The sequence below is a fragment of the Devosia sp. MC532 genome, from assembly GCF_016461625.1.
Taxonomy (GTDB): Bacteria; Pseudomonadota; Alphaproteobacteria; order Rhizobiales; family Devosiaceae; genus Devosia.
Window position 1 is genome coordinate 424,484 of sequence record NZ_JAEMNZ010000001.1, and the last position, 21,226, is coordinate 445,709.

At 56.9% G+C, this 21,226-nt stretch carries 19 protein-coding genes and 3 tRNA genes; 12 read left to right on the forward strand and 10 right to left on the reverse strand.

The genetic code is table 11. The features are described 5' to 3' along the window. Positions 1-33: 33 nt before the first annotated feature. The 6 genes from JHC09_RS01950 to JHC09_RS01975 all read left to right on the forward strand — a co-directional run bounded on the left by JHC09_RS01950 (position 34) and on the right by JHC09_RS01975 (position 6,679). Positions 34-1,254, forward strand: coding sequence for an MFS transporter (locus tag JHC09_RS01950; RefSeq protein ID WP_199530590.1), 1,221 nt, complete (start codon positions 34-36; stop codon positions 1,252-1,254). Beyond that, complete coding sequence (locus tag JHC09_RS01955; protein ID WP_199530591.1) at positions 1,251-1,697, forward strand: SRPBCC domain-containing protein; 447 nt, start codon at positions 1,251-1,253, stop codon at positions 1,695-1,697. Before JHC09_RS01950 ends, JHC09_RS01955 begins: the two co-directional genes overlap by 4 nt. An 81-nt stretch (positions 1,698-1,778) precedes the next feature. Further along, positions 1,779-3,176, forward strand: coding sequence for a deoxyribodipyrimidine photo-lyase (locus tag JHC09_RS01960; protein WP_248308833.1), 1,398 nt, complete (start codon positions 1,779-1,781; stop codon positions 3,174-3,176). Between the two features lie 154 nt (positions 3,177-3,330). Continuing rightward, on the forward strand, positions 3,331-4,371 hold the full coding sequence (locus tag JHC09_RS01965) for a cysteine synthase A (protein ID WP_199530593.1): 1,041 nt from the start codon (positions 3,331-3,333) through the stop codon (positions 4,369-4,371). 135 nt (positions 4,372-4,506) lie between these two features. Continuing rightward, entirely contained in the window at positions 4,507-5,958 is a 1,452-nt protein-coding gene (gene cls, locus JHC09_RS01970) for a cardiolipin synthase (RefSeq protein ID WP_349236496.1), read from the forward strand. Between the two features lie 7 nt (positions 5,959-5,965). Beyond that, positions 5,966-6,679: an alanyl-tRNA editing protein gene (locus JHC09_RS01975; RefSeq protein WP_199530594.1), complete on the forward strand. Its 714-nt coding sequence runs from the start codon at positions 5,966-5,968 to the stop codon at positions 6,677-6,679. 6 nt (positions 6,680-6,685) lie between these two features. Here the strand turns inward: JHC09_RS01975 and JHC09_RS01980 are convergent, their stop codons facing one another. The 5 genes from JHC09_RS01980 to JHC09_RS02000 form a co-directional block, all read right to left on the reverse strand. Further along, positions 6,686-7,726, reverse strand: coding sequence for a transporter substrate-binding domain-containing protein (locus JHC09_RS01980; RefSeq protein ID WP_182395504.1), 1,041 nt, complete (start codon positions 7,724-7,726; stop codon positions 6,686-6,688). A 106-nt stretch (positions 7,727-7,832) separates the two neighbouring features. Beyond that, positions 7,833-8,636, reverse strand: coding sequence for an amino acid ABC transporter ATP-binding protein (locus tag JHC09_RS01985; protein WP_282567641.1), 804 nt, complete (start codon positions 8,634-8,636; stop codon positions 7,833-7,835). A 5-nt stretch (positions 8,637-8,641) separates the two neighbouring features. After that, positions 8,642-9,751 (reverse strand): amino acid ABC transporter permease, encoded by a 1,110-nt coding sequence (locus JHC09_RS01990; RefSeq protein WP_248308861.1) that lies wholly within the window; start codon positions 9,749-9,751, stop codon positions 8,642-8,644. Between the two features lie 37 nt (positions 9,752-9,788). Next, the gene (locus JHC09_RS01995) at positions 9,789-11,324 is read right to left on the reverse strand and encodes an ABC transporter permease subunit (protein WP_199530596.1); all 1,536 of its coding nucleotides are present in this window, start codon (positions 11,322-11,324) and stop codon (positions 9,789-9,791) included. 178 nt (positions 11,325-11,502) lie between these two features. Next, positions 11,503-12,519, reverse strand: a complete 1,017-nt coding sequence (locus tag JHC09_RS02000; protein WP_199530597.1) for an amino acid ABC transporter substrate-binding protein — start codon at positions 12,517-12,519, stop codon at positions 11,503-11,505. A 218-nt stretch (positions 12,520-12,737) separates the two neighbouring features. Here JHC09_RS02000 and metC point away from each other — a divergent pair, with 218 nt between their 5' ends. Beyond that, positions 12,738-13,925, forward strand: coding sequence for a cystathionine beta-lyase (metC, locus tag JHC09_RS02005; RefSeq protein WP_199530598.1), 1,188 nt, complete (start codon positions 12,738-12,740; stop codon positions 13,923-13,925). Here metC and JHC09_RS17145 read toward each other — a convergent pair. Then, a complete protein-coding gene (locus tag JHC09_RS17145) occupies positions 13,913-14,656 on the reverse strand; it encodes a phosphatase PAP2 family protein (protein WP_199530599.1) in 744 nt (247 codons plus the stop codon). The two genes, metC and JHC09_RS17145, sit on opposite strands and share 13 nt — an antisense overlap. An 86-nt stretch (positions 14,657-14,742) precedes the next feature. On the opposite strand from JHC09_RS17145, the gene JHC09_RS02015 reads away from it, so the two are divergent. From JHC09_RS02015 to JHC09_RS02035, 5 genes are all read left to right on the forward strand, one after another. After that, positions 14,743-14,819 (forward strand) — tRNA-Pro (locus tag JHC09_RS02015). A gap of 105 nt (positions 14,820-14,924) precedes the next feature. Next, a tRNA-Pro gene (locus JHC09_RS02020) sits at positions 14,925-15,001 on the forward strand. Between the two features lie 335 nt (positions 15,002-15,336). Further along, a tRNA-Pro gene (locus JHC09_RS02025) sits at positions 15,337-15,413 on the forward strand. A 26-nt stretch (positions 15,414-15,439) separates the two neighbouring features. Beyond that, positions 15,440-15,745, forward strand: a complete 306-nt coding sequence (locus JHC09_RS02030; RefSeq protein ID WP_169194141.1) for an ETC complex I subunit — start codon at positions 15,440-15,442, stop codon at positions 15,743-15,745. A gap of 107 nt (positions 15,746-15,852) precedes the next feature. After that, positions 15,853-16,716 (forward strand): TraB/GumN family protein, encoded by an 864-nt coding sequence (locus tag JHC09_RS02035; protein ID WP_199530600.1) that lies wholly within the window; start codon positions 15,853-15,855, stop codon positions 16,714-16,716. A 49-nt stretch (positions 16,717-16,765) separates the two neighbouring features. Here JHC09_RS02035 and JHC09_RS02040 read toward each other — a convergent pair whose 3' ends face one another. The 4 genes from JHC09_RS02040 to JHC09_RS02055 form a co-directional block, all read right to left on the reverse strand. Next, positions 16,766-17,917 carry a Gfo/Idh/MocA family oxidoreductase gene (locus tag JHC09_RS02040; RefSeq protein ID WP_199530601.1) on the reverse strand — a complete coding sequence of 384 codons (1,152 nt, stop codon included), beginning with the start codon at positions 17,915-17,917 and terminating at the stop codon, positions 16,766-16,768. A 91-nt stretch (positions 17,918-18,008) separates the two neighbouring features. Then, positions 18,009-19,064 (reverse strand): sugar phosphate isomerase/epimerase, encoded by a 1,056-nt coding sequence (locus tag JHC09_RS02045; protein ID WP_169194144.1) that lies wholly within the window; start codon positions 19,062-19,064, stop codon positions 18,009-18,011. A gap of 154 nt (positions 19,065-19,218) precedes the next feature. Beyond that, the gene (locus tag JHC09_RS02050; RefSeq protein WP_199530602.1) at positions 19,219-20,361 is read right to left on the reverse strand and encodes a Gfo/Idh/MocA family oxidoreductase; all 1,143 of its coding nucleotides are present in this window, start codon (positions 20,359-20,361) and stop codon (positions 19,219-19,221) included. 5 nt (positions 20,362-20,366) lie between these two features. Next, complete coding sequence (locus JHC09_RS02055) at positions 20,367-21,116, reverse strand: sugar phosphate isomerase/epimerase (protein WP_199530603.1); 750 nt, start codon at positions 21,114-21,116, stop codon at positions 20,367-20,369. Positions 21,117-21,226 lie beyond the last annotated feature (110 nt).

The following is a 21,226-nucleotide window of genomic DNA, read 5'->3' on the forward strand; positions in this document are numbered from 1 at the left end:
GGACGTTTGTTCCCTCCGTTCGAAGCAATTTCAATGTCAGAGCATAATTCGCGTGCTGCCCCGGATGCGCAGCGTACAGCCTTGTCCATCATCCTTGCCGTCAGTGGCGCGCATTTGTTGAATGACTTGCTGCAATTCCTTCTTCCGGCACTCTATCCGATGTTCCGTGAGAACTACGGTCTAAGCTATTTCCAGATCGGGCTTTTGACTCTCGGTCAGCAAATCACAGCATGCATTCTCCAGCCGCTGTTCGGTCTTTCAGGCGACCTGAAGCCAAAACCCTATTGGCTGGCGCTATCGCTGGCGATTGTGACGGCTGGCGTGGCGTTCCTAGCGCTCGCTAACGGGTTCTGGTTGCTGTTCTTTGCCGCTGTGGTGATGGGGACTGGCTCCGCACTCTTCCACCCTGAAGCATCGCGCGTGGCGCGTATGGCATCTGGCGGCAAGCTGGGCTTTGCGCAGTCGCTTTTCCAAGTTGGTGGCAATGCAGGAACCGCGCTCGGCCCGCTGGCTGCGGCGCTCATTCTGTTCCCGATGGGCCAGGGCAGCGTTTTCTGGTTCCTACTCGTTGGATTCGCAGGTCTTTTCCTGATGACCTATGTCGGCAAGTGGTTTGCCGAACATCAGCGTCAGATGGCCGGCCAGCCGAAAGCGGCGGTTGCAAAACCAGCGCTGCCAAAGCAGCGTCTGATCATTGCCTTTGCCGTCATTGGCGCGCTTTTGCTGAGCAAATTCATCTACATCGAAGGCCTCAAGAGCTATTACACCTTCTTCCTGATCGAGAAGTACGCGCTCTCGGCTGAAGATGCGCAGCTCTACCTTTTTGCCTTCCTTGGTGCAGTTGCGGTTGGCACGTTCTTCGGCGGCCCCATTGGCGACCGTTATGGGCGTTTGGCGGTGATCTGGGTGTCGATTCTTGGCGCCCTGCCCTTTACGCTCATTCTGCCTTACCTCGACCTGTTCTGGACCGGTGTCGTTAGCGTGATGATCGGGCTCATTCTTTCGTCCGCATTCTCCGCTATGGTGGTCTACGCTCAGGAACTGGTTCCGGGCAAAGTCGGCATGGTGGCTGGCTTCGTCTTTGGCTTTGCTTTCGGTATCGGTGCGCTGGGCGCGGCCATTATGGGCGCTTTCGCTGACGTGATTGGGATGATTGCAGTGTTCCAGATCTGTGCATTCCTGCCAGTCTTGGGCTTCCTCACCATCTTCCTTCCGCGTACGGCTGAGCTTCATCCTGAAAGGAAAACAGCATGAGCGCTGAACTGGACGGCGAAAGCCAGATCACCATCACCCGGACCATCGCCGCCAATGTGAGCGATGTGTTTTCGGCTTGGACAGATGTGGCACTGATTGAGCAGTGGCAGGTCGACGAAGCCGAGTTCGACGCCTTCGAAGGTGGTCAGTACCGCTTCGTCACCTATGCGGAAGACGACGAGGATGCCGATCACGAAGTGACTGGGGAAATCCTTAAGTTTGAAGAGGATAAGAAGCTTGTGATGTCCTGGGTTTTCAAAGACCCAGAGGAAGACAGCGAAATGATTTTCGTTCTCGACATCAGCTTTGACGCCATCAACGACGACAGCACCCGCCTGACTTTGGTGGAACGCGGGCTGCCGCATGAGGACGCGCAAACGCGCATCTTCTCAATGGAAGCCTGGAATTCGGCGCTAGAACAGCTCGCCGAGTTGATGGAATAGAATTTTCCGACAGTTTTACGCATCAGGGGCAAACCAATGCTGCCTCTGGTGCGTATGTCTCCATGAGCTATGGAGACGAGATTGCCCAAGAGCATCGTATGGCTGAGGAACGACCTCCGCCTTTCTGACAATCCGGCACTCCACGCCGCCTGTCAGCACAATCAAGACGTTATCGCCCTTTTCATTGACGAGACCGATGCAGGTCTGCGCCCCATTGGTGGCGCGGCGCGAATTTGGCGCGAGCAAAGCCTATCGGTCCTGCAAGCACGATTGGCGGCGATTGGGGTCGAGCTCATCGTGCGCCGCGGCGACGCCCAGAGCGTCTTGCGCCACGCGGTCGACGAGTATCAAGCCGACGCGGTCTATTGGAACCGCCGCTATGCGCCAGCGGAGCGCGAACTGGACGCCGAGATCAAGCGGGTGCTGAGCGCTGATGGCGTCGCTGTGCACTCCAAGATGGGCAATGTTCTGATTGAGCCTTGGGACGTCAAAACCGGGCAAGGCAATCCCTATGCGGTGTATACGCCATTCTGGAAGTCATTGAAAAATATGCACATTCTAAGACCTTTACCAGCACCAGAAGGCGCGAATGCGGTCTCTTATGCCCCACTGACTTTCGACATGCCGCATTGGGGACCCAGCGTGATCGCAAATTGGCAGGTTGGCGAAGAGGCAGCGCGAGACCTCGCCGGCGCGTTCTTAGACGCGCAGCTGAGCCATTATTCTGAAGAGCGCGATATTCCAGCCAAGCAAAGCACGTCGCGGCTATCGCCCTATTTGCGATTTGGCGAAATCAGCCCGCGCCAAGTTTGGTATGCCGCCAAGATGGTGGGCGATGCGGATCCTGACAAAGCCGTCGAAGTCGATAAATTCCTTTCCGAACTCGCCTGGCGCGATTTCAATTACCATCAGCTCTATCATCGTCCCGACATTTCCAAAGCTGCAATGCGTGCCAAATATGATGGCATTCCGTGGCGCGGGGATAAGGGAGCTCTAAAGGCTTGGCAGACAGGGCAAACCGGCATTCCTATCGTCGACGCTGGTATGCGCCAGCTATGGCAGACAGGGTTTATGGAAAACCGCGTGCGCATGCTGACAGCCTCGCTGCTGACCAAAAATCTGCTCATCGATTGGCGGACAGGCGAAGACTGGTTCTGGGATTGCCTGTTTGATGCGGACGGGGCGAGCAACCCCGGAAACTGGCAGTGGGTGGCAGGTTGTGGGCTAGACGCCTCGCCTTACTTCCGAATTTTCAATCCGGTAACCCAGGGTGAGCGCTTCGACCCCCTCGGAAACTATGTGCGCCAGTGGGTGCCGGAAATTGCGCAATTGCCCGATGAGTTCATCCACGCGCCGTGGACCGCACCAAGTCACGCGCTGCAGAAAGCTGGCGTAAGCCTTGGTAAAACTTATCCAAATCCGATTGTTGACTTAAAAACCAGCCGACAGCGGGCTCTGGAGATATCCAAATCTCTATAAATGCAAAAATCTATTCTAGCGCTTTGCGCTGGCGCAGATTTGCATTCTTCGTGGCAGCGTTGAATGGAAACCCTTATCGCTTCCAAGCCTTAGTGCTTGCGAGCGCGTTAGTGCGCCCCTACACATTTGGGTAAGAGCCACCAGCACGCAGACCATGTCAAAGTACCTAGATCTCATCGCCGCGATTGGCAACACGCCGCTTATTCGTCTCAACCGCGTCTCGACGCTCACAGGCTGTGACATTTGGGGCAAAGCTGAATTTCTCAATCCAGGCCAATCGGTTAAAGACCGTGCAGCGCTGTTCATCATCCATGATGCTGTCAAGTCTGGACGGCTCAAGGCGGGCGGCACGATTGTTGAGGGCACGGCTGGCAACACGGGCATAGGGCTGACGCTTGTGGCCAATTCTCTCGGCTTTAAAACGGTGATCGTGATCCCGGAAACTCAAAGCCAGGAAAAGAAAGACGCCCTGCGCCTATTTGGTGCGGAAGTGATCGAGGTTCCGGCCAAGCCGTATCGAGACCCGAACAATTACATCAAGATTTCCGGGCGCTTAGCGGAAAAGCTCAATGCAGAGCTGCCCAATGGGGCGATCTGGGCGAACCAGTTCGACAACACCGCAAACAAGCGCGCGCACATCGAAACCACAGGTCCAGAAATCTGGAACCAGACCAATGGGCGCATTGATGGCTTCATCTGTGCTGTTGGCTCGGGTGGTACGCTGGCTGGCGTGTCGGAAGCGCTAAAGGCACGCAATTCCGACGTTAAGATCGGTCTTGCTGACCCGGAAGGGGCAGCGCTCTATAATTATTACACCCATGGCGAGCTGAAGTCCGCGGGCGACTCGGTGACTGAGGGCATCGGCCAGGGTCGTATTACGGCGAACCTTGAAGAGCTCAAAGTGGACTTGGCCTATCAGATCCCTGACTCTGAAGCCCTGCCCTATGTCTTTGATTTGCTTCAGCATGAAGGGCTATGCCTCGGCGGTTCGAGCGCGATCAACATCGCCGGTGCGGTGCGTATGGCGCGCGATTTGGGTCCGGGCAAGACCATTGTTACGGTGCTCTGCGACTATGGCAATCGCTATGCTACCAAGCTGTATAACCCCAGCTTCCTGCGGGCTAAGGGCCTACCAGTACCACCTTGGCTTGAAGATCGTGAGGCCACCGACGTCAGTGGCGTTATAGTGGCATAACGCTGGCCTTTATGGGCGCCTCGGTGGGCGTCGCATTGGCACTTTCAAGGGCTGCGCCAAGCGCGGCCCTTAGCTTTCAGCCTTGCAAAGACCCCGCTGCTTGGTAGTCTGGCCGCCCAAACATTCGAGGCGGACGTGATCGGCATAGACGATATTCTGCGCACGATAATTGCTGAGTTTCATATTATCGCGCTCATCACCGGAGCGCTCTACCTCCTCGCAGGGATTTGTGCGGTTCGCGAAATCCTCAACTCCCGAACATCTCAGGGTTCGATTGCCTGGCTGTTGTCGCTGGCGCTCCTGCCCTTTCCAACGGCCTTTCTCTACCTGATCTTCGGGTGGAAGCTGTTTGACGACTACGCGACCGACCGCGTTAAGAACGGTCGTGCGGACCGCCCGCTGCGCGCCAAAGATCTGGCGCTCATCGACCGCGAAACCGATGCCAAATGGCCGGTGCAGGTGGCGGTATCGGAGCTGCCCTTCCTCAAAGGCAATGATGTCGAGCTGCTGATCAATGGCAAGGCAACGTTTGACTCCATTTTTGCCGGAATCGAAGCAGCCCAAGAGTATCTGCTCGTGCAATTTTACATTGTGCGTGACGACAAGCTGGGCCAGCAGCTGGCAGAACGATTGATTGCCAAGGCCAAGCAAGGCGTCCATGTCTATCTCCTCTACGACGATATCGGCTCGACGGGCATGCCGAAGCGATATCGGCGCGAGATGCGGGAAGCTGGCGTCAAAGTCGCCGGGTTTAACCAGCGTCATAAGTTCATGCGGTTTTACGGTCCGATGCGGATCAACTATCGCAACCACCGCAAGATTGTTGTGGCCGATGGTAAGCACGCCTGGGTCGGCGGGCATAATGTGGGCGTCGAATATCTCGGAGAGGACCCAAAATTCGGTAATTGGCGCGATACGCATGTGCGGGTTTCCGGCCCGGCGGCACTTGGGTGTGCGCTGTTGTTCCGTGAAGACTGGCACTGGGCGACGGGCGAACTGCTGCCTGCGAACCCGCCGAAAGAACTCATCAGCTATGGCGAAGAGTCAGTGCTGGTTATGGGGTCTGGCCCGGCAGATAAGCTGGAAGAATGCGCTATTGCGTTCACCGACATTATTGGGCGGGCACGCAAGCGGCTTTGGATCGTCAGCCCCTATTTTGTGCCGGACACCGACATTCGCACCGCGCTTTATGCAGCGCAACTGCGGGGCGTTGATGTGCGCATCATGCTCCCGAACGAACCTGACCACAAAATCGTCTGGCTGGCGTCGATTGCCCATGCCGATTTGATGGTGACGCACAACGTCAATGTCTATCGCTATACCGATGGGTTCCTGCACCAAAAAGTCGTGCTGATGGACGATGACATCGCCACCGTCGGTAGTGTGAATTTCGACAACCGGTCGTTTGCGATCAATTTCGAGATTACGCTGTGGTTCACCGATCCAGCGACGATCAACAACATTGAAGCCATGCTGCTCAAGGATTTTGAACTGTGCCGGAAGGTCGAGCTGTCGGAAGTGCGCAGCCGCAACTGGCTCTTTTACGTAGCCACTCAGGCTGCCAAGCTTTTCTCGCCCGTATTGTGAGTTCTTGATGACGAGATTTTTGTTCCGCGACGATGCCTATCTCAAGACCACGCCAGCGCAGGTGACTGAGATCACTGAAGACGGCGGCGTGGTGTTGGACCAAACCATCTTCTACGCCACCTCGGGCGGGCAACCGGGCGACAGCGGCACTATCACTTATGCAGACGGGCGCATTGCCGAGGTCGTGACGGCAGAGCATCCTGCGGGAGACAAGACAGCGATAGTGCATCGCCTCGCAGAAGGGGCTGACGCCCCTTCAATTGGTGACGCCGTGACCCTCAACCTTGATTGGGACAAGCGCTATGCGCTGATGCGGATGCATACGGCGCTGCACCTTCTGTCCGTGGTGCTGGCCTACCCTGTTACTGGCGGATCGATCGGCACGGACAAGGGGCGGCTGGACTTCGATATGGAAACCCCTCCAGAGGATCTGGCGGCGGTTGAAGCGGCGCTCAACGGTTTGGTTGAGGCGGATCACCCTGTTTCAACTGAATGGATTACCGACGAAGAAATGATGGCTCAGGCCGACCTCATCAAGACCATGAAGGTCAAGCCGCCCATGGGTCAGGGCCGCGTGCGACTGGTGCGCATCGGGGACGTCGATTTGCAGCCTTGTGGCGGTACGCACGTGGCGCGCACCGGCGAAATCGGCAAGCTTTCGCTTGGGAAGATCGAGAAAAAAGGCAAACAAAACAGGCGTGTAAGCCTGCTTTTTGCTTAAAAGAATCTAGCGGATTGGCGGGGGATAATGAAGGCCCCCGTTGGTCCATAGTGCGTTCTGACCGCGCAGCATGGCCGCACCCGTCTGCGGACCGAAGTGACGGTCATAGAGCTCTGCGTAATTGCCAACAGCACGTATCGCATCGGTCATGAACGATTTGCGCAGGCCCAAGGCCGCACCATAGTCCTGCTCGAGCCCCAGAAGGCGGCGGACAGCGGGAGTGCGGGCAGCGGAGAGCGAGTCGATGTTGAGGCTGGTGACGCCAATCTCTTCGGCGGACAGCAAGACGTAGATGGTCCAGCGCACAATATTAAACCACTGATCATCGCCCTGGCGTATGACCGGGCCAAGCGCTTCCTTGGAGATACGCTCCGGCAGGATGCGGTGTTGCGCGGGTTCGGCAAGATCGCGGCGAATGGCTTGCAGCACGCGACCGGACGCGGACACGACCTGACAATAGCCAGCGCGATAGGCGATGCTGAGGTCGGCCACGTCCTCATAAAGAATTTCAGTGAAATTGGTCTGGTTGGAGAAAAAGAACTCGTCGAGCGCTTTTACCCCTTCGTCGTCGACCACGCAGATGGAAACATCGTCGAGCTCATAGGCCGAAACAACGCCGAGCGAAGACGGGGCGAGGAAACCCTGACCATCATAAAAGCTCGGCGCCACGTAGCGCGCGCCATGGCGAATATCGCGACCCGCATCAAAAGCGCCATTGCGCATGAGCACGTCCACCGCCCCCGTCTGGAGCGGCGCAAAGCGTGCTTCGCCATTGTAGCGACGGAAATCGATTAGATCGGGATTGCCAAAGATCGCCGCTGACAAAGCGCGGCAGAGGTCAACGTCAAACCCATGCCAGACACCATCGGTGGTCTGGAAGGCAAAGCCAGCAAGGGGGTTAGCGACGCCACAAATGAGAAAGCCACGTTCACGCACGATTTCAAGCGTCGAGCGCGTTTCGGCCGGCGTCTGCGCACTGGCTGGCGAGGCGATCATGGATACCAAGGTTGCGGCGAGCGCCACCAATGGCTTGCAGAATTTTCTCAAAGGACGATGCTCTCGTTTTCCGCCCCCATATTGTCAGGGACGAAAAAGGGGTCAAGCCAAGTGATAGCCTGCCCCCACTATTCTGCATGTAATTCTTCGTGTCCGCTTAATGCAGGATTTGGCTCAGGAAGAGCTTGGTCCGTTCATGCTGCGGATTGGAGAAGAAGTTCTCTGGATCATTTTGTTCAATGATCTGACCTTGGTCCATGAAAATGACGCGGTTTGCCACTTGGCGGGCAAAGCCCATTTCGTGGGTCACGCACAACATGGTCATGCCTTCCTCGGCCAGGCTGATCATCACTTCGAGCACTTCTTTGACCATTTCAGGGTCAAGCGCCGAGGTGGGCTCATCAAAGAGCATGATCTTGGGCTGCATGCAGAGCGAGCGGGCGATAGCCACACGCTGCTGCTGACCGCCCGAAAGCTGGCCGGGGAATTTGTGCGCCTGTTCCGGGATTTTCACGCGCTCGAGGTAATGCATGGCCGAAGCTTCTGCTTCCGCCTTGGGAATGCCACGCACCCAGATGGGCGCGAGGGTGAGATTTTGCAAAATCGTCAGGTGTGGGAACAGATTAAAGTGCTGGAACACCATGCCCACCTCGCGGCGCACCTCGTCGATGCGCTTGAGGTCGGCGGTTAGCTCTGTGCCGTTGACGATGATCTGGCCCTGCTGATGCTCCTCCAGACGGTTGATACAGCGGATCAGGGTCGATTTGCCCGACCCAGATGGTCCAGCAATAACGATGCGTTCGCCACGCATGACCTTGAGGTCAATGTCGCGCAGAACGTGGAAATCGCCATACCATTTGTGCATGCCGATAACATCGATGGCGACGTCAGTTTCAGACACCGTCATTTGGCTGGTTTTGATGGCGCGCTCGTTGACGCCGTTTGCGGATAGATCGCTCATTCGCGTTACCTCTTGTGCCCAGTGTCCAGACGCCGTTCCATGTAGATGGAATAGCGCGACATGGCGAAACAGAAAGCCCAGAAAATGAAACCGGCGAACAAATAACCGGTGATGGCTTGTGTGGGCGAAGACCAGTTGATGTCGGCACTGGCGGCCTGCGAGGCATTGAGCAGGTCGAAAATACCAACAATCGAGACGAGGGACGTGTCCTTAAAAAGGGCAATGAAGGTGTTCACAATGCCCGGGATCACGTGCTTTAGCGCCTGAGGCAGAATGATAAAGCCCATCGACTTCCAATAGCTCAAGCCAAGGGAAGACGCGGCCTCATACTGCCCACGCGGGAGCGCTTGCAGACCGCCACGGATCACTTCGGCCAGATAGGCTGAAGCAAACAGCGTAACGCCCACAAGAGCCCGCAACAGCTTATCGACCGACGTGCCCTGAGGCATGAACAGCGGCAGCATGATCGACGCCATGAAGAGGACGGTGATCAACGGAACCGCCCGCCACAGCTCGATGAACATGACGCAGAGCGTCTTGATGATCGGCATTTTGGACTGGCGGCCGAGGGCAAGCAGTATGCCCAAGGGGATGGAGCAGATGATGCCCACCATCGAGATGATCAGCGTGACCAGCAAACCACCCCACTGCTCGGTTGGCACCGGACGCATGCCGAAGACGCCACCATTGAGCAGGTAGAAGCAGATGACGGGGTAGACGACGAAGAACAGCACCGCATTGATGATCTTGAACGGAGCCCGTGGGATCAACAGTGGGATGATCAGCAGCGCGCCCAGACCAAAGACGATGTTGGGGCGCCAATATTCTTCCATGGGGTAGAAGCCATAGATGAAGAAGGTGATGCGCGCGGAGATAAAGGCCCAGCAGGCCCCCGCCCCTAGAACGCGGCAATCTTCGACTGTTCCGCCCGGCGCTACCGCATGACCACCCAAGAAGGTGGGCATGACGAAGTTGTAGATCGGGGGAATGGCCCAGAGAAGGAAGATGATGCCGATGAGGGTGAGGAGAGCATCGCTCGGGGTCGAGAGAAGATTACGACGAACCCAGGCAATCACGCCATCACTGCGCGAAGGCGGTGTGGTTGGTGCGATCATGTCCTGACGAACGAATGAGACTGACATAAGCGCGCTCCTACCGTTCGACCAATGCGACGCGCGCATTGTACCAGTTCATGAAGGCCGACGTGGTGAGCGACAGGGTGAGATAGACCAGCATGGTGATGGCGATCACCTCAATGGCCTTGCCTGTCTGATTGAGCGTCGTGCCCATGAAGACGTTCACCAATTCCGGATAGCCAATGGCTGCGCCCAGAGATGAGTTTTTGGTGAGGTTGAGATACTGGCTCGTCAGCGGGGGGATGATGACGCGCATTGCCTGTGGGATCACCACAAGACGCAGGCGGTCCCCTTCCTTCAGGCCAAGCGATGCAGCGGCTTCTGTCTGGCCCTTATTGACGGCCCGAATACCACCACGGACGTTTTCGCCGATAAAGGCCGCCGTATAGAGCGCCAGACCTACGGCCAGTGCCACCATTTCGGGCACGAGCTGCAAACCGCCCTTGAAGTTGAAGCGTTCCAGAACCGGAACTTCGAAGCCAAGGTTGGCGCCGGTGACCCAATAGACGAAGGCCGGGACACCGACCATCACCAGAATGGGCAGCGCCCAGGGAAGCTTGGCCTCAGCGCCCTGCGGAAGACGATCTGAAACCAGCATGGACCAGACGACGCCTAGGGCGAGGACCAGTGCCAGGCCGATGACGGCGACTTCGGGCAGTGCGAACATACCGCCCAGAAGGAAGACGGCCACGGCCCAGCTGAGGAGGAATGTGACGAAGACGCGCCCGTAAAACGAAAATGCGCTGAAGGTGAGCGCAGCTGTTGCAACCCCGACAATCAGGGGCAACGTGCCAAAGCGGGCGAGAACTGGAATGAAGGTGCTGACCAAGACAGTGCCCAGATAGGCAAGGCCAAAGGCCAGAATGGCGCTAGCAATGCGACCTGCCCACACAATGGCCGGCGAATAATAGCCGGTGAGTGCGCGCTGGCGCTGCGCTGTGCGGACCAGAACAATAGCGCCGATGATTGCAGCGATCGCTGAAATGACAACCCAGATGATCTCGGCGTCAGGCAGTGGCCGCGGGACAATGATGCCGCGCTGATTGATGAAGATGTTGAGCGGAAGCTGATAAGATTCGCGCACCGCTGGCATCGCCTTGAGAACCGCGAAGTACCAAAAGAACAGCTGCAGCAGCAGCGGGACATTACGGACGATCTCAATGTAGACAGTGGCAACTCGCGCGACCAGCCAGTTGGACGAGAGACGCGCTACGCCCAGGATGAAGCCGAGGACCGTGGCGACCACAATGCCAATGACGGCGACCAGCAAGGTGTTGAGTAGGCCGACGAAGAACGCCTGCCAGTAAAAAGATGAACGATCGAAGGGAAAGAGGGTGAAGCTAATGCCGAAGCCAGCGGTTTCCCAAAGAAAGCCAAAGCCCGTTGATTTGTTTTGCGCAGCGAGGTTCTGCGCCGTGTTGGTGACGATCCACCCTAGAAATGCGACCACCGCCGCCGCGACGAGCACCTGATATATGATGCCGCGGATGACGGGGTCATTATAGAATGCGGTGCGTGGCGGCGCCGCAGCAGTATTGTCATGGACAGCCATGAGGCAGAGTCCCCCGAATAGAGAAAACGCAGCCACATCCAGCAGGAGCAAGGTACACTGAGAGGCCCCTGAGCCAAGGGCTCAGAGCAAAGATAAACTTCAGGCACGATCACTACGGAATAGATATGCGCTGAGACGAACTGGCGCCCGCGTGGGGCGCCAGAACCAGTTTCACTCTTTAGCGGATTGGCATTGCGTACTGCAGGCCGCCGTCTTTCCAGAGGGCGTTCAGGCCGCGTTCCAGACCAATTGGGGTGGCTGGGCCGACGTGGCGATCATAGGACTCGCCGTAGTTACCGATGTGCTTGACGATGCGGTATGCCCAATCAGCGGTGAGACCGATTGGAGTGCCGAAGTCGCCTTCAACGCCCAGGAGACGCTTGATCACCGGGTTATCGGAGCCGAGCATTTCGTCAACATTGGCCTGGGTCACGCCTTGCTCTTCAGCTTCGAGCAGCGCGAAATAGCTCCAACGTGTGATCGAACGCCACTGTTCGTCGCCCTGACGAATAACTGGGCCAAGTGGCTCCTTGGAGATGATTTCAGGCAGAATGGCGTAATCATCTGGATTGGAGAACTTGGAGCGTTCAGCAGCCAGCGCGGAAGCGTCGGTGGTGTAGACGTCGCAACGGCCATCTTCGAAGGCCTTCACAACTTCGTCCTGATCGGTGAACACGACAGGCGAATACTCGAGGCCGTTGGTTTCGAAGTAGTCAGCGGCGTTGAGTTCGGTGGTGGTGCCGGATTCGATACAGATGGCAGCGCCGGATAGATCCGCTGCAGAGGCAATGCCGTCTGCCTTACGGACCATGAAGCCCTGCCCGTCATAGTACATGGTACCGATGAAGCTGATGCCCAAATCGGTATCGCGGCTCATGGTCCAAGTGGTGGTACGCGACAGAATGTCGATTTCACCAGCGGAGAGAGCTGCGAAGCGTTCCTGCGAAGTCAGTGGGGTGTAACGCACAGCGTCTGCATCATCGAAGATGGCAGCAGCTACAGCGCGACAGAAGTCAACTTCCAGGCCAGCCCAGTTGTTGTTCGCGTCCGGCGCGGAGAAACCGGGCACACCACCGGTTACACCACATTGGACGAAGCCTTTTGCTTTGACGTCATCAAGAGTTGCAGCGTTTACAGCAGTTGCGCTCAGCCCCAAGGAAGCGGCAACGGCGATCGAAAGAAGCGTCTTTTGCATGTCGTTATTTGCCTTTTGTTTCCTGACCCTGTTTTTCAACATCGCCTTGCTGACGACGTCACAGGTGCATCACCGCTTTATTTATCGGTTTTGATGCTGATAAGCATGCAAACCGCTATTGACCGTAACGTCAAGGGTCGACGACACTTTGGGTCAACCTCTCTGTCGCTTTATTAGACAAGTGTGCAGAGTGATCCGTTTTTAAGCAGAGTACGAAAATGTCTCAGTCCAGCCGTACAGGTCGCCCCAAGCAGTCATTCGAGACCATCCTTACTCATAGTGGACGGGAACCGGATGATCAGTTCGGTTTTGTGAATACCCCCGTATATCGGGGCTCGACAGTTTTGTTCAAAACCCTCGCAGAGCTTGAGACTCAGGGGCAAAGGTTCACCTACGGCCGGCACGGTAATCCCACAACCCAATCGGTGGAAACCACCATCAATGAACTCGAAGGCGCATACCGTACGCGCCTCGTGCCATCGGGGCTCGCCGCGATCTCCATCGCGCTTATGTCGTGCCTAAAAAATGGTGACGACGTTTTGATCTCGGACAGCGGTTATGAACCCGGCCGAACCTTCGCAGACGGGTATTTGACCCGCATGGGGGTGAGCGTTCGCTATTACGACCCGCGAATCGGTGCGGGATTGTCTGAGTTGATGCAGCCGAACACGCGCGCGGTTCTGGCCGAAGCGCCGGGCTCGCTGACGTTTGAAGTGCAGGACATTCCAGCGCTGGCAAAAGCGGCGCATGCGGGTGGCGCGCGGCTCATCGTCGACAACAGCTGGGCCAGCCCCCTCTTCTTCCGTCCGCTTGAGCATGGCGCAGACATCGTGGTGCATGCGGCGACCAAAATGTTCGTCGGCCATTCGGACGTTATGGCCGGGACAATTTCAGCCACTGAGGAGGCCTGGGGCGATGTCGATGATATCCGCCGGCTGCACGGCTATTTCACCTCGGGTGATGATGCCTATCTCGTGGCGCGCGGTTTGCGCACTCTGGCAATCCGGATGAAAGAGCATCAGGCGCGGGCGCTTGAGATTGCCAGCTGGCTGGAAGGTCAGGATGAGGTTCTGCGGGTTATTCACCCTGCGCTGCCAAGCCACCCGGACCATGAAATCTGGAAGCGTGACTTTGACGGCTCTGGGAGCTTGTTCGGCTTTATATTGAAGCCTGCGGCCCGCGCCAGCATTGCCGCCTTTGTCGACGGTCTCGAACTGTTCTCAATGGGATATTCGTGGGGCGGCTATGAAAGCCTGTGCCTACCGGTGAAGCTGGGCGCTAATCGCACGGCTAAGCCGTGGACCGAAGAAGGCAATCTCTTCCGCGTGCATATTGGCCTTGAGGGCGTTGAAGACCTCAAGGCTGATTTGGCAGCGGCGCTCGAGCGTTACACTCAGGCGCGCTGAAACAAGGATTTGACGGCCGTCATTGGCTTACGCACGTAGCGGCCGTCAGCAGTCTTTTCAAAGAGCCAACCGCGATCGCCAAAGAAGTTGCGGACGGCGTAGCACCCCAACATGCCGACAACGAAGCCGGCGAAAATGTCGGTTGGGTAATGCATGCCCACTGGGACGCGCGAAATGCAGACGATAATTCCGAGGATCAGAAACGGAATGTAAGAGCGCGGCCAGAAAAAGCCGAAGGTGAAAGCCATGGCAATGGCAGTCGTCGAGTGCCCGCTCGGGAAGCTCTGATACACCCAGTTTTGCAGTGGATGGAAGGCAAACGCCCCGACCTGCTCAAACTCTACCGGGCGCACGCGGCCGATGATGCGCTTGAGGATCATCGTCACCAGCCCGGGGAAACCCGTGCCGATAAAGATGAAGGCGAAGAACAGTGCCATTTCGCCAGAGGCTTTCTTCCAAAGCCCCTGCAGCGGGAATCGCAGCAGCGAGAACAGAATCATGCCGATCAGACCCGGATAAAGCGTCCAATCAGCCAAACCGTAGTCGGTGATGAGGAAAAATGGCCGACGCCATTCCTCTGGCCAGCCGATGCTGGTGCGGGACAGGTAGACGTCCAAGCTGGCTAAGACCGCCAGAATAACGAGGAAAGCCGCTGCAAAAGCTGGCCAGGTGCGGGGAAGGCCCAGAGGCCATGGCTTTTGAATGTCATACATGTCGGATTTGTCGTACACAGTGGAAAACCCGTCAAGGTCGCAGTTAAGTGATTGGAGGGGCTTGCACATAACTGCGGCATACCTTAGTCACACCCTTGCAACGTCGGAGTGTAGCTCAGTCTGGTAGAGCACCGGTTTTGGGAACCGGGGGTCCAAAGTTCGAATCTTTGTACTCCGACCATTTGCACCTCAGGCAAGCGCCTGATCAGACTGCAAGAATGCTTATTTAGGCAGATTGCAGCAGCGACATAGAGAGCCTTAAAAAGCCTCCCTGTCGATACATCGTCGGAGTGTAGCTCAGTCTGGTAGAGCACCGGTTTTGGGAACCGGGGGTCCAAAGTTCGAATCTTTGTACTCCGACCATTTTCTTTCCCACATCCTTCCTAGTTTAGAACGTACGACCTCGTCGTCGTATTGATTTGCTCGCGCAAAGTCGCTGAGTTGCGTACGCCCTTCCTCGCTTGTTGCCCTGTTCAATCTTGAATTGAAAACAGCGCTTTAGGGGAATCGGTTCTCATTTTGATTCATGCTGGCTCTGGTCTAGTGACGCTGTGGTGCCGTCGCTCACGAGGCAAAGGATTGTGCTGATCCGAACCGGCCAAAACTTGTCCAAAGTTTTTCACGCAATAAACGAAAACTCCTGACACGAGCCTCTTGCACTTCCCTGCGGCATGGCTTAGTCACTGCCTTGCAAACGTCGGAGTGTAGCTCAGTCTGGTAGAGCACCGGTTTTGGGAACCGGGGGTCCAAAGTTCGAATCTTTGTACTCCGACCACTTGCACCTTAGGGATGAGGTTCAAAATGACGGCTCGTATTTATCGACCTGCTCGTAACGCCATGCAATCTGGCAAGGGTAAGTCGAATGACTGGGTTCTGGTTCACGAGCCAAGTGTTGCCCGCACTATCGAACCTCTTATGGGCTATACAAGTTCCAGCGATATGGCGCAGCAGATCCGCCTCTCCTTCGACAGTCTCGAAGAAGCTGAGGCCTATGCGCAGCGCAATGGTATCGCCTACACTGTGCAGCCTGCTTACGACCAAATTCCAAAGCGCGTCAGCTATCCGGATAACTTCCGTCATGATCGCAAGACGCCTTGGACACACTAATCCAAGACAATTGACGCTGAGTTGTGTGAACGCCGCAAGACATTGCGGCGTTTTGCGTTTTCAGCCTTTTCATTAGAATGATCTGCCAACTCAGGAGCACGACGCACATGATCTTCCGTACACTCACCGGAATAGCGCTCGCTCTCGGGCTGAGTGCAGGCGCGCAAGCGGCCCCTGCCCTGTGGAAGGTGAGCGACGGCGATAGTGCAATCTACCTATTCGGTTCGGTGCATATGCTGAGGGCCGACCAAGAGTGGCGCACGCCTCTGCTCAATAAAGTGGTCAGCAAGGCCGAGCGGGTTTATTTCGAGACCGATATTTCCCCAGTTGGGCAGGCAGAGGCAGCGTCGCTCGGAATCCTGCACGGGTTTAATACGGATGGGCGACTGCTCAACGACATCATTTCTCCCGAACTGATGACGCAGCTGCGTGAAGCGGCCGAAGCCCATTCCGTGCCAATGGCATCGCTTCTGGCGATGAAGCCTTGGATGGCGGCGACTACCATCTCGTCAATGCCCATGGTCAATGCCGGATACGCCGCCAATTTTGGCGTTGAGACCGTGCTCTCCGCCGAATTGGCAGAAGAGCGCATCGGCATGCTCGAAACAGTGGAAGAGCAAATGGGGTTCCTGGCTGGCGGAACCGAGGCGGAAGGCATTGAGATGCTGCAAGCCAGCCTCGACACACTCGAAACTGTTACGGCCGACGTCGAAGATCTGACGAGAAGCTGGGCGAATGGCAATCCAGAAGAACTCGGTGCCCTATTCATGGACCAGATGGGCTCGTTTGATAGCATCATGGTTGAGCGGCTCATCGACAATCGCAATAAGAATTGGACCGAGCAGATCGCGGACATGCTGGAGCGCAATGAGGGGGCGCTTCTCGTCGTCGGCGCAGCGCATCTGGCAGGCGAGATGAGCGTGGTGAAGCTCTTGGAAGACAAAGGCTTTACCAGCGAGCGTATTCAATAAAAAAAGGCCGGGAGCGATCCCGGCCTTCTTCATTCAGGAGAGTGAACGACTAGACGTCGCTGAGCTTGGTCCAGCGGCTGTCGTTCTGGCTCGATTTCACCGAGGCGGTGATAAACTGCATGCCTTCGATGCCATCGGCGAGCGATGGCAATACGTCGACATAGTCCGCACCGTCACCACGGATGACCGCAGCGAACTGGCTGTAAAGGGTGGCAAAGGCTTCGAGATAGCCTTCTGGGTGACCGCCCGGAATACGGACGTTCATGCCAGACGCAGCAGGCGAGGATATTGCCCCGCCACGTGTGAGGAGCTGCTTTGGCTTGCCGAATTCAGAATACCACATGTAGTTGGGGTTGTCCTGACGCCACTCGATCGAGGCCTTCTCACCGTAGACGCGCAGCTGCAGGCCGTTTTCGTGACCAACAGCAACCTGGCTGGCCCAGAGCATGCCCTTCGCGCCGCCTTCGAAGCGCAGCATGATGTGGACGTTATCATCGAGCTGACGACCGGGCACGAAGGCATCCAGATCGGCCGCAACGGCTTCGGTTTTAAGCCCCGTGACGAAGCGCGCCAGATTGTAGGCGTGGGTGCCGATGTCGCCAATGGCGCCGCCTGCCCCGGACTTGCTTGGGTCGGTGCGCCAAGAGGCTTGCTTATTGCCCTCATCGGCCTCGATGGCGAGCCAATCCTGCGGATACTCAACCTGCACGACACGGATCTTGCCCAGAGCGCCAGACTTCACCAGCTCGCGCGCCTGACGGATCAGTGGGTAGCCGGTATAGTTGTGGGTGAGGAGGAATTTCGCGCCGTTCTTGGGCTTGATGTCCAAGAGTTTGCGCGCGTCTTCGAGAGTGGACGTGATCGGCTTATCGCAGATGACGTGGATGCCAGCCTCAAGGAATGCCTTGGTGGGGCCAAAGTGCATATGGTTGGGGGTGACGATGGCAACAGCCTCGATGCCGTCTGGACGCGCGGCTTCGGCGCGAGCCATTTCCTCGTAAGAGGTGTAAATGCGGTCTTCGGCGAGGCCGATGTTGCGGCCGGATTCTTTTGCAACTTCGGGCCGCGACGAGAGTGCGCCTGCGACAAGGTCATAATCGCCATCAATGCGCGCGGCGATCCGGTGCACATAGCCAATGAAAGCCCCCGTGCCGCCGCCAACCATGCCGAGGCGAATGCGCTTTGCGCCATTTTCAGCCATTGAATTCCTCCAGAGTGCAACTGCTCAGATGTCTAGCATTTTAGCGCGCCCGCTGAGTTTGGGGCGCGCTTTTACGATTGAAATAGGACGATTAGAGGCCGAGCATCTTGCGGTTAGCCGCCTGATCGGAGCCGCCGCTGGCGAAGTCATCGAACGCCTTTTCAGTGACGCGAATGATGTAGCTCTCGATCAGTTCCGCGCCTTCCCGTGCGCCATCCTCTGGATGCTTGAGTGCGCATTCCCATTCGAGAACAGCCCAGCCCTGGAAGTCATTGGCGGCCATTTTGGCAAAGATGGCCGGGAAATCGACCTGACCATCACCGATGGACCGGAAGCGCCCTGCCCGATCAACCCAAGACTGGAACCCGCCATACACGCCCTGACGGCCGGTTGGGTTGAATTCAGCGTCCTTCACGTGGAAGGCCTTTATGCGGTCTTTGTAGATGTCGATGTAGTCGAGATAATCGAGTTGCTGCAGAACGAAGTGGCTTGGATCGTAGAGAATGTTGGCGCGCGGGTGGTTCTTCACGCGATCGAGGAACATCTCGAACGACACGCCATCGTGCAGGTCTTCGCCGGGGTGAATTTCGTAGCAGACATCGACGCCAGCATCGTCAAATGCATTGAGGATCGGCGTCCAGCGGCGCGCCAGTTCGTCAAAGGCTTCTTCCACGAGACCAGCGGGGCGCTGTGGCCATGGATAGATATAGGGCCAGGCGAGCGCGCCGGAGAAGGTCGCATGGGCCTTTAAACCGAGGTTCTGTGAAGCCTTGGCAGCGTTCAGCATGGTCTGAACAGCCCATTCCTGGCGGGCCTTTGGATTGCCATGCACGGAGGCAGGCGCAAAGCCATCAAAGGCTGCGTCATAGGCTGGGTGAACGGCAACGAGCTGACCCTGCAAATGGGTCGATAGCTCGGTGATTTCGAGGCCGTAGCTGTTGATCTTGCCCTTGAGCTCATCAGCATAGGTCTTGGACGTTGCGGCCTTCTCAAGGTCGATCAGGCTCGAAACCCAAGTGGGGATCTGAACACCTTTGTAGCCGAGGTCTGCAGCCCATTTGCAGATATTGTCGAGTGTATCGAACGGGGCTTTGTCGCCGGCGAACTGCGCCAGGAAAATAGCGGGGCCTTTGATAGTGGTGGCCATAGTGTCCTCCTCTGACTCCGTGCCTTAATAGACAGGAGACCCTTTCCTCCGCGGAATGGATACCGCTTAGTTTTCGGGCGGCAATTGCTCGCCGCCCAAGTGCTGTGATCACAGTTTTGTCTGCACTAGACAGACTGTCAATGACGCACGTCAATCAAGCTCTTAGCAGCGCCCGCGCCTCTTCTATGCCGAGCGCACGAGGACGTTCGCATGTCGTTCTGAGCGTAAGAACTTTTCCGCTCTCGCCGGCTTCGAGCAGCCCAGTCATCACTTCAACAACATGCAGTGCTGAATCCAAACCACAGCGTGGCGTCTGGGAAGTCTCGATTGACTGCATCATGTCCGCGAGACCGGCGCAGCGGTAGTTGGCGCGTGGTTCGGCCTTGTCGAGATCCTGATTGGCAATGCCAAATGGATGGGCCCATGGATCAACCGCAGTGCGAATGCCTTCGATGCCGGTGGTGACCAGATCACCGCCGAAGAAGTTCGGATCGGGAACAAAGATCGAGCCATCGGTGCCGTAAAGCTCGATGTTGTGGTGACCATGCGAGGCCACGTCCCAGCTCGCGCCAATGGTGACGATCGCGCCGTTGTGGAACTCAAGAATGCCGTGGATCGTGGTTGGGGTGCCAACCTTGATCGCGGAACCCTTGTATGGGCCTTCAGCCGAGACGATACGTTCTGTGCGGGCCATGTTGGTGAAGGCCGAGAGGCGCTTCACTGGGCCGAGCAGATGCACGAGATCGGTGATGTAGTATGGACCAAGATCAAGGATCGGGCCGCCACCGGGCTGGAAGAAGAAGTCCGGATTTGGATGCCAGTGTTCCATGCCACGGCTCATGACGTGCATGGTGCCGCTCATGATCTTGCCGAGCTTGCCGCTGTCGATGATTTCACGGGCCTGCTGATGCGCACCACCGAGGAAAGTGTCGGGAGCCGAACCAACCTTGAGGCCACGCTCGTCGGCGGCCTTCTTGAGCGCAAGGCCCTCTTCAACCGACAGCACAAATGGCTTTTCGGAATAGGCGTGCTTGCCAGCAGAGATGATGTCCTTGGACACTGAGAAATGGGTGGACGGGATGGTCAGATTGACGATCACGTCCAGCTCAGAATTCTTGAGCAGTTCGTCAGGTGTCTGAGCCGCAACGCCGAATTCATCCGCACGGCGCTTGGCCGCTTCGGGCAGAATGTCAGCGACTGCGCGCACTTCGAGGCCCCTAAAGAGCGGCGCGAGGCGCAGATAGGCTGCCGAGATATTGCCGGCACCCATGATGCCGACGCCGTATGTCTTCGCCATGGCGATTACTTCCAGTTCTTAGCGTTTGCGATCGACTGGGTGGCAAAGCGCACCGGGTCGGATGGCTTGTCGTGTTCGGCGACGAAATACTGAGCCTTGGTCTTAGCCTCGACCTTCTTGATCAGCTCTTCCCAGCCGACAACGCCAGTGCCAACATCGGCCCAACCGTCTTCGTCGGTCTTTTCGCCCGCTGGAGCGATGTCCTTGACGTGGACGGCGGTGATGCGGTCGCCATACTTATCGAACCAAGCGACAGGATCGGTCTTGCCGCGGATCACCCAGGCGACGTCGCATTCCCATTCGATGTTCGGAGCGGTTTCGAGGATGATTTCCATCGGGGTACGGCCGGAGGTCGTTGGATGGAACTCAAAATCATGGTTGTGCCAGCCAAAGCCGTAGCCAGCCTTGGTGTAAACTTCGCCGAGCTCGGCGAGCGTTTCTGCCAATTCGAGCCACTTGCTTTCATCTTCCGAGCGCTGGTCCGGCATGATGAACGGGCAGTAGATGCGCTTTACGCCGATGATTTCGGCGGTCTTGAGCGCGATAGCGGTGTCCTTGAGCTGATCGAGGCCGAAGTGGCCGGTCGGCATGGACAAGCCATTGTTTTTGAGGTGCGCAGCAAAGCTTGCTGGATCTTCATAGAGACCGCCGTAGCCTTCGACCTGCGTGTAGCCAAGTGACGAAAGCTTGGAAAGAAATTCTGGCAAGGATGGATAGTTGCGCGCGCTATACAGCTGGAATGACAATTGAGTCATTTGGGTCTCTATTCATACGGTTCATGCGGTGACGGTGAGGCTAAGTCGCCTGTTCCGCTGCGTCTGTCTCATTGGGCAGAATGACCACCGCGAAAGTAATATCGGAGGTA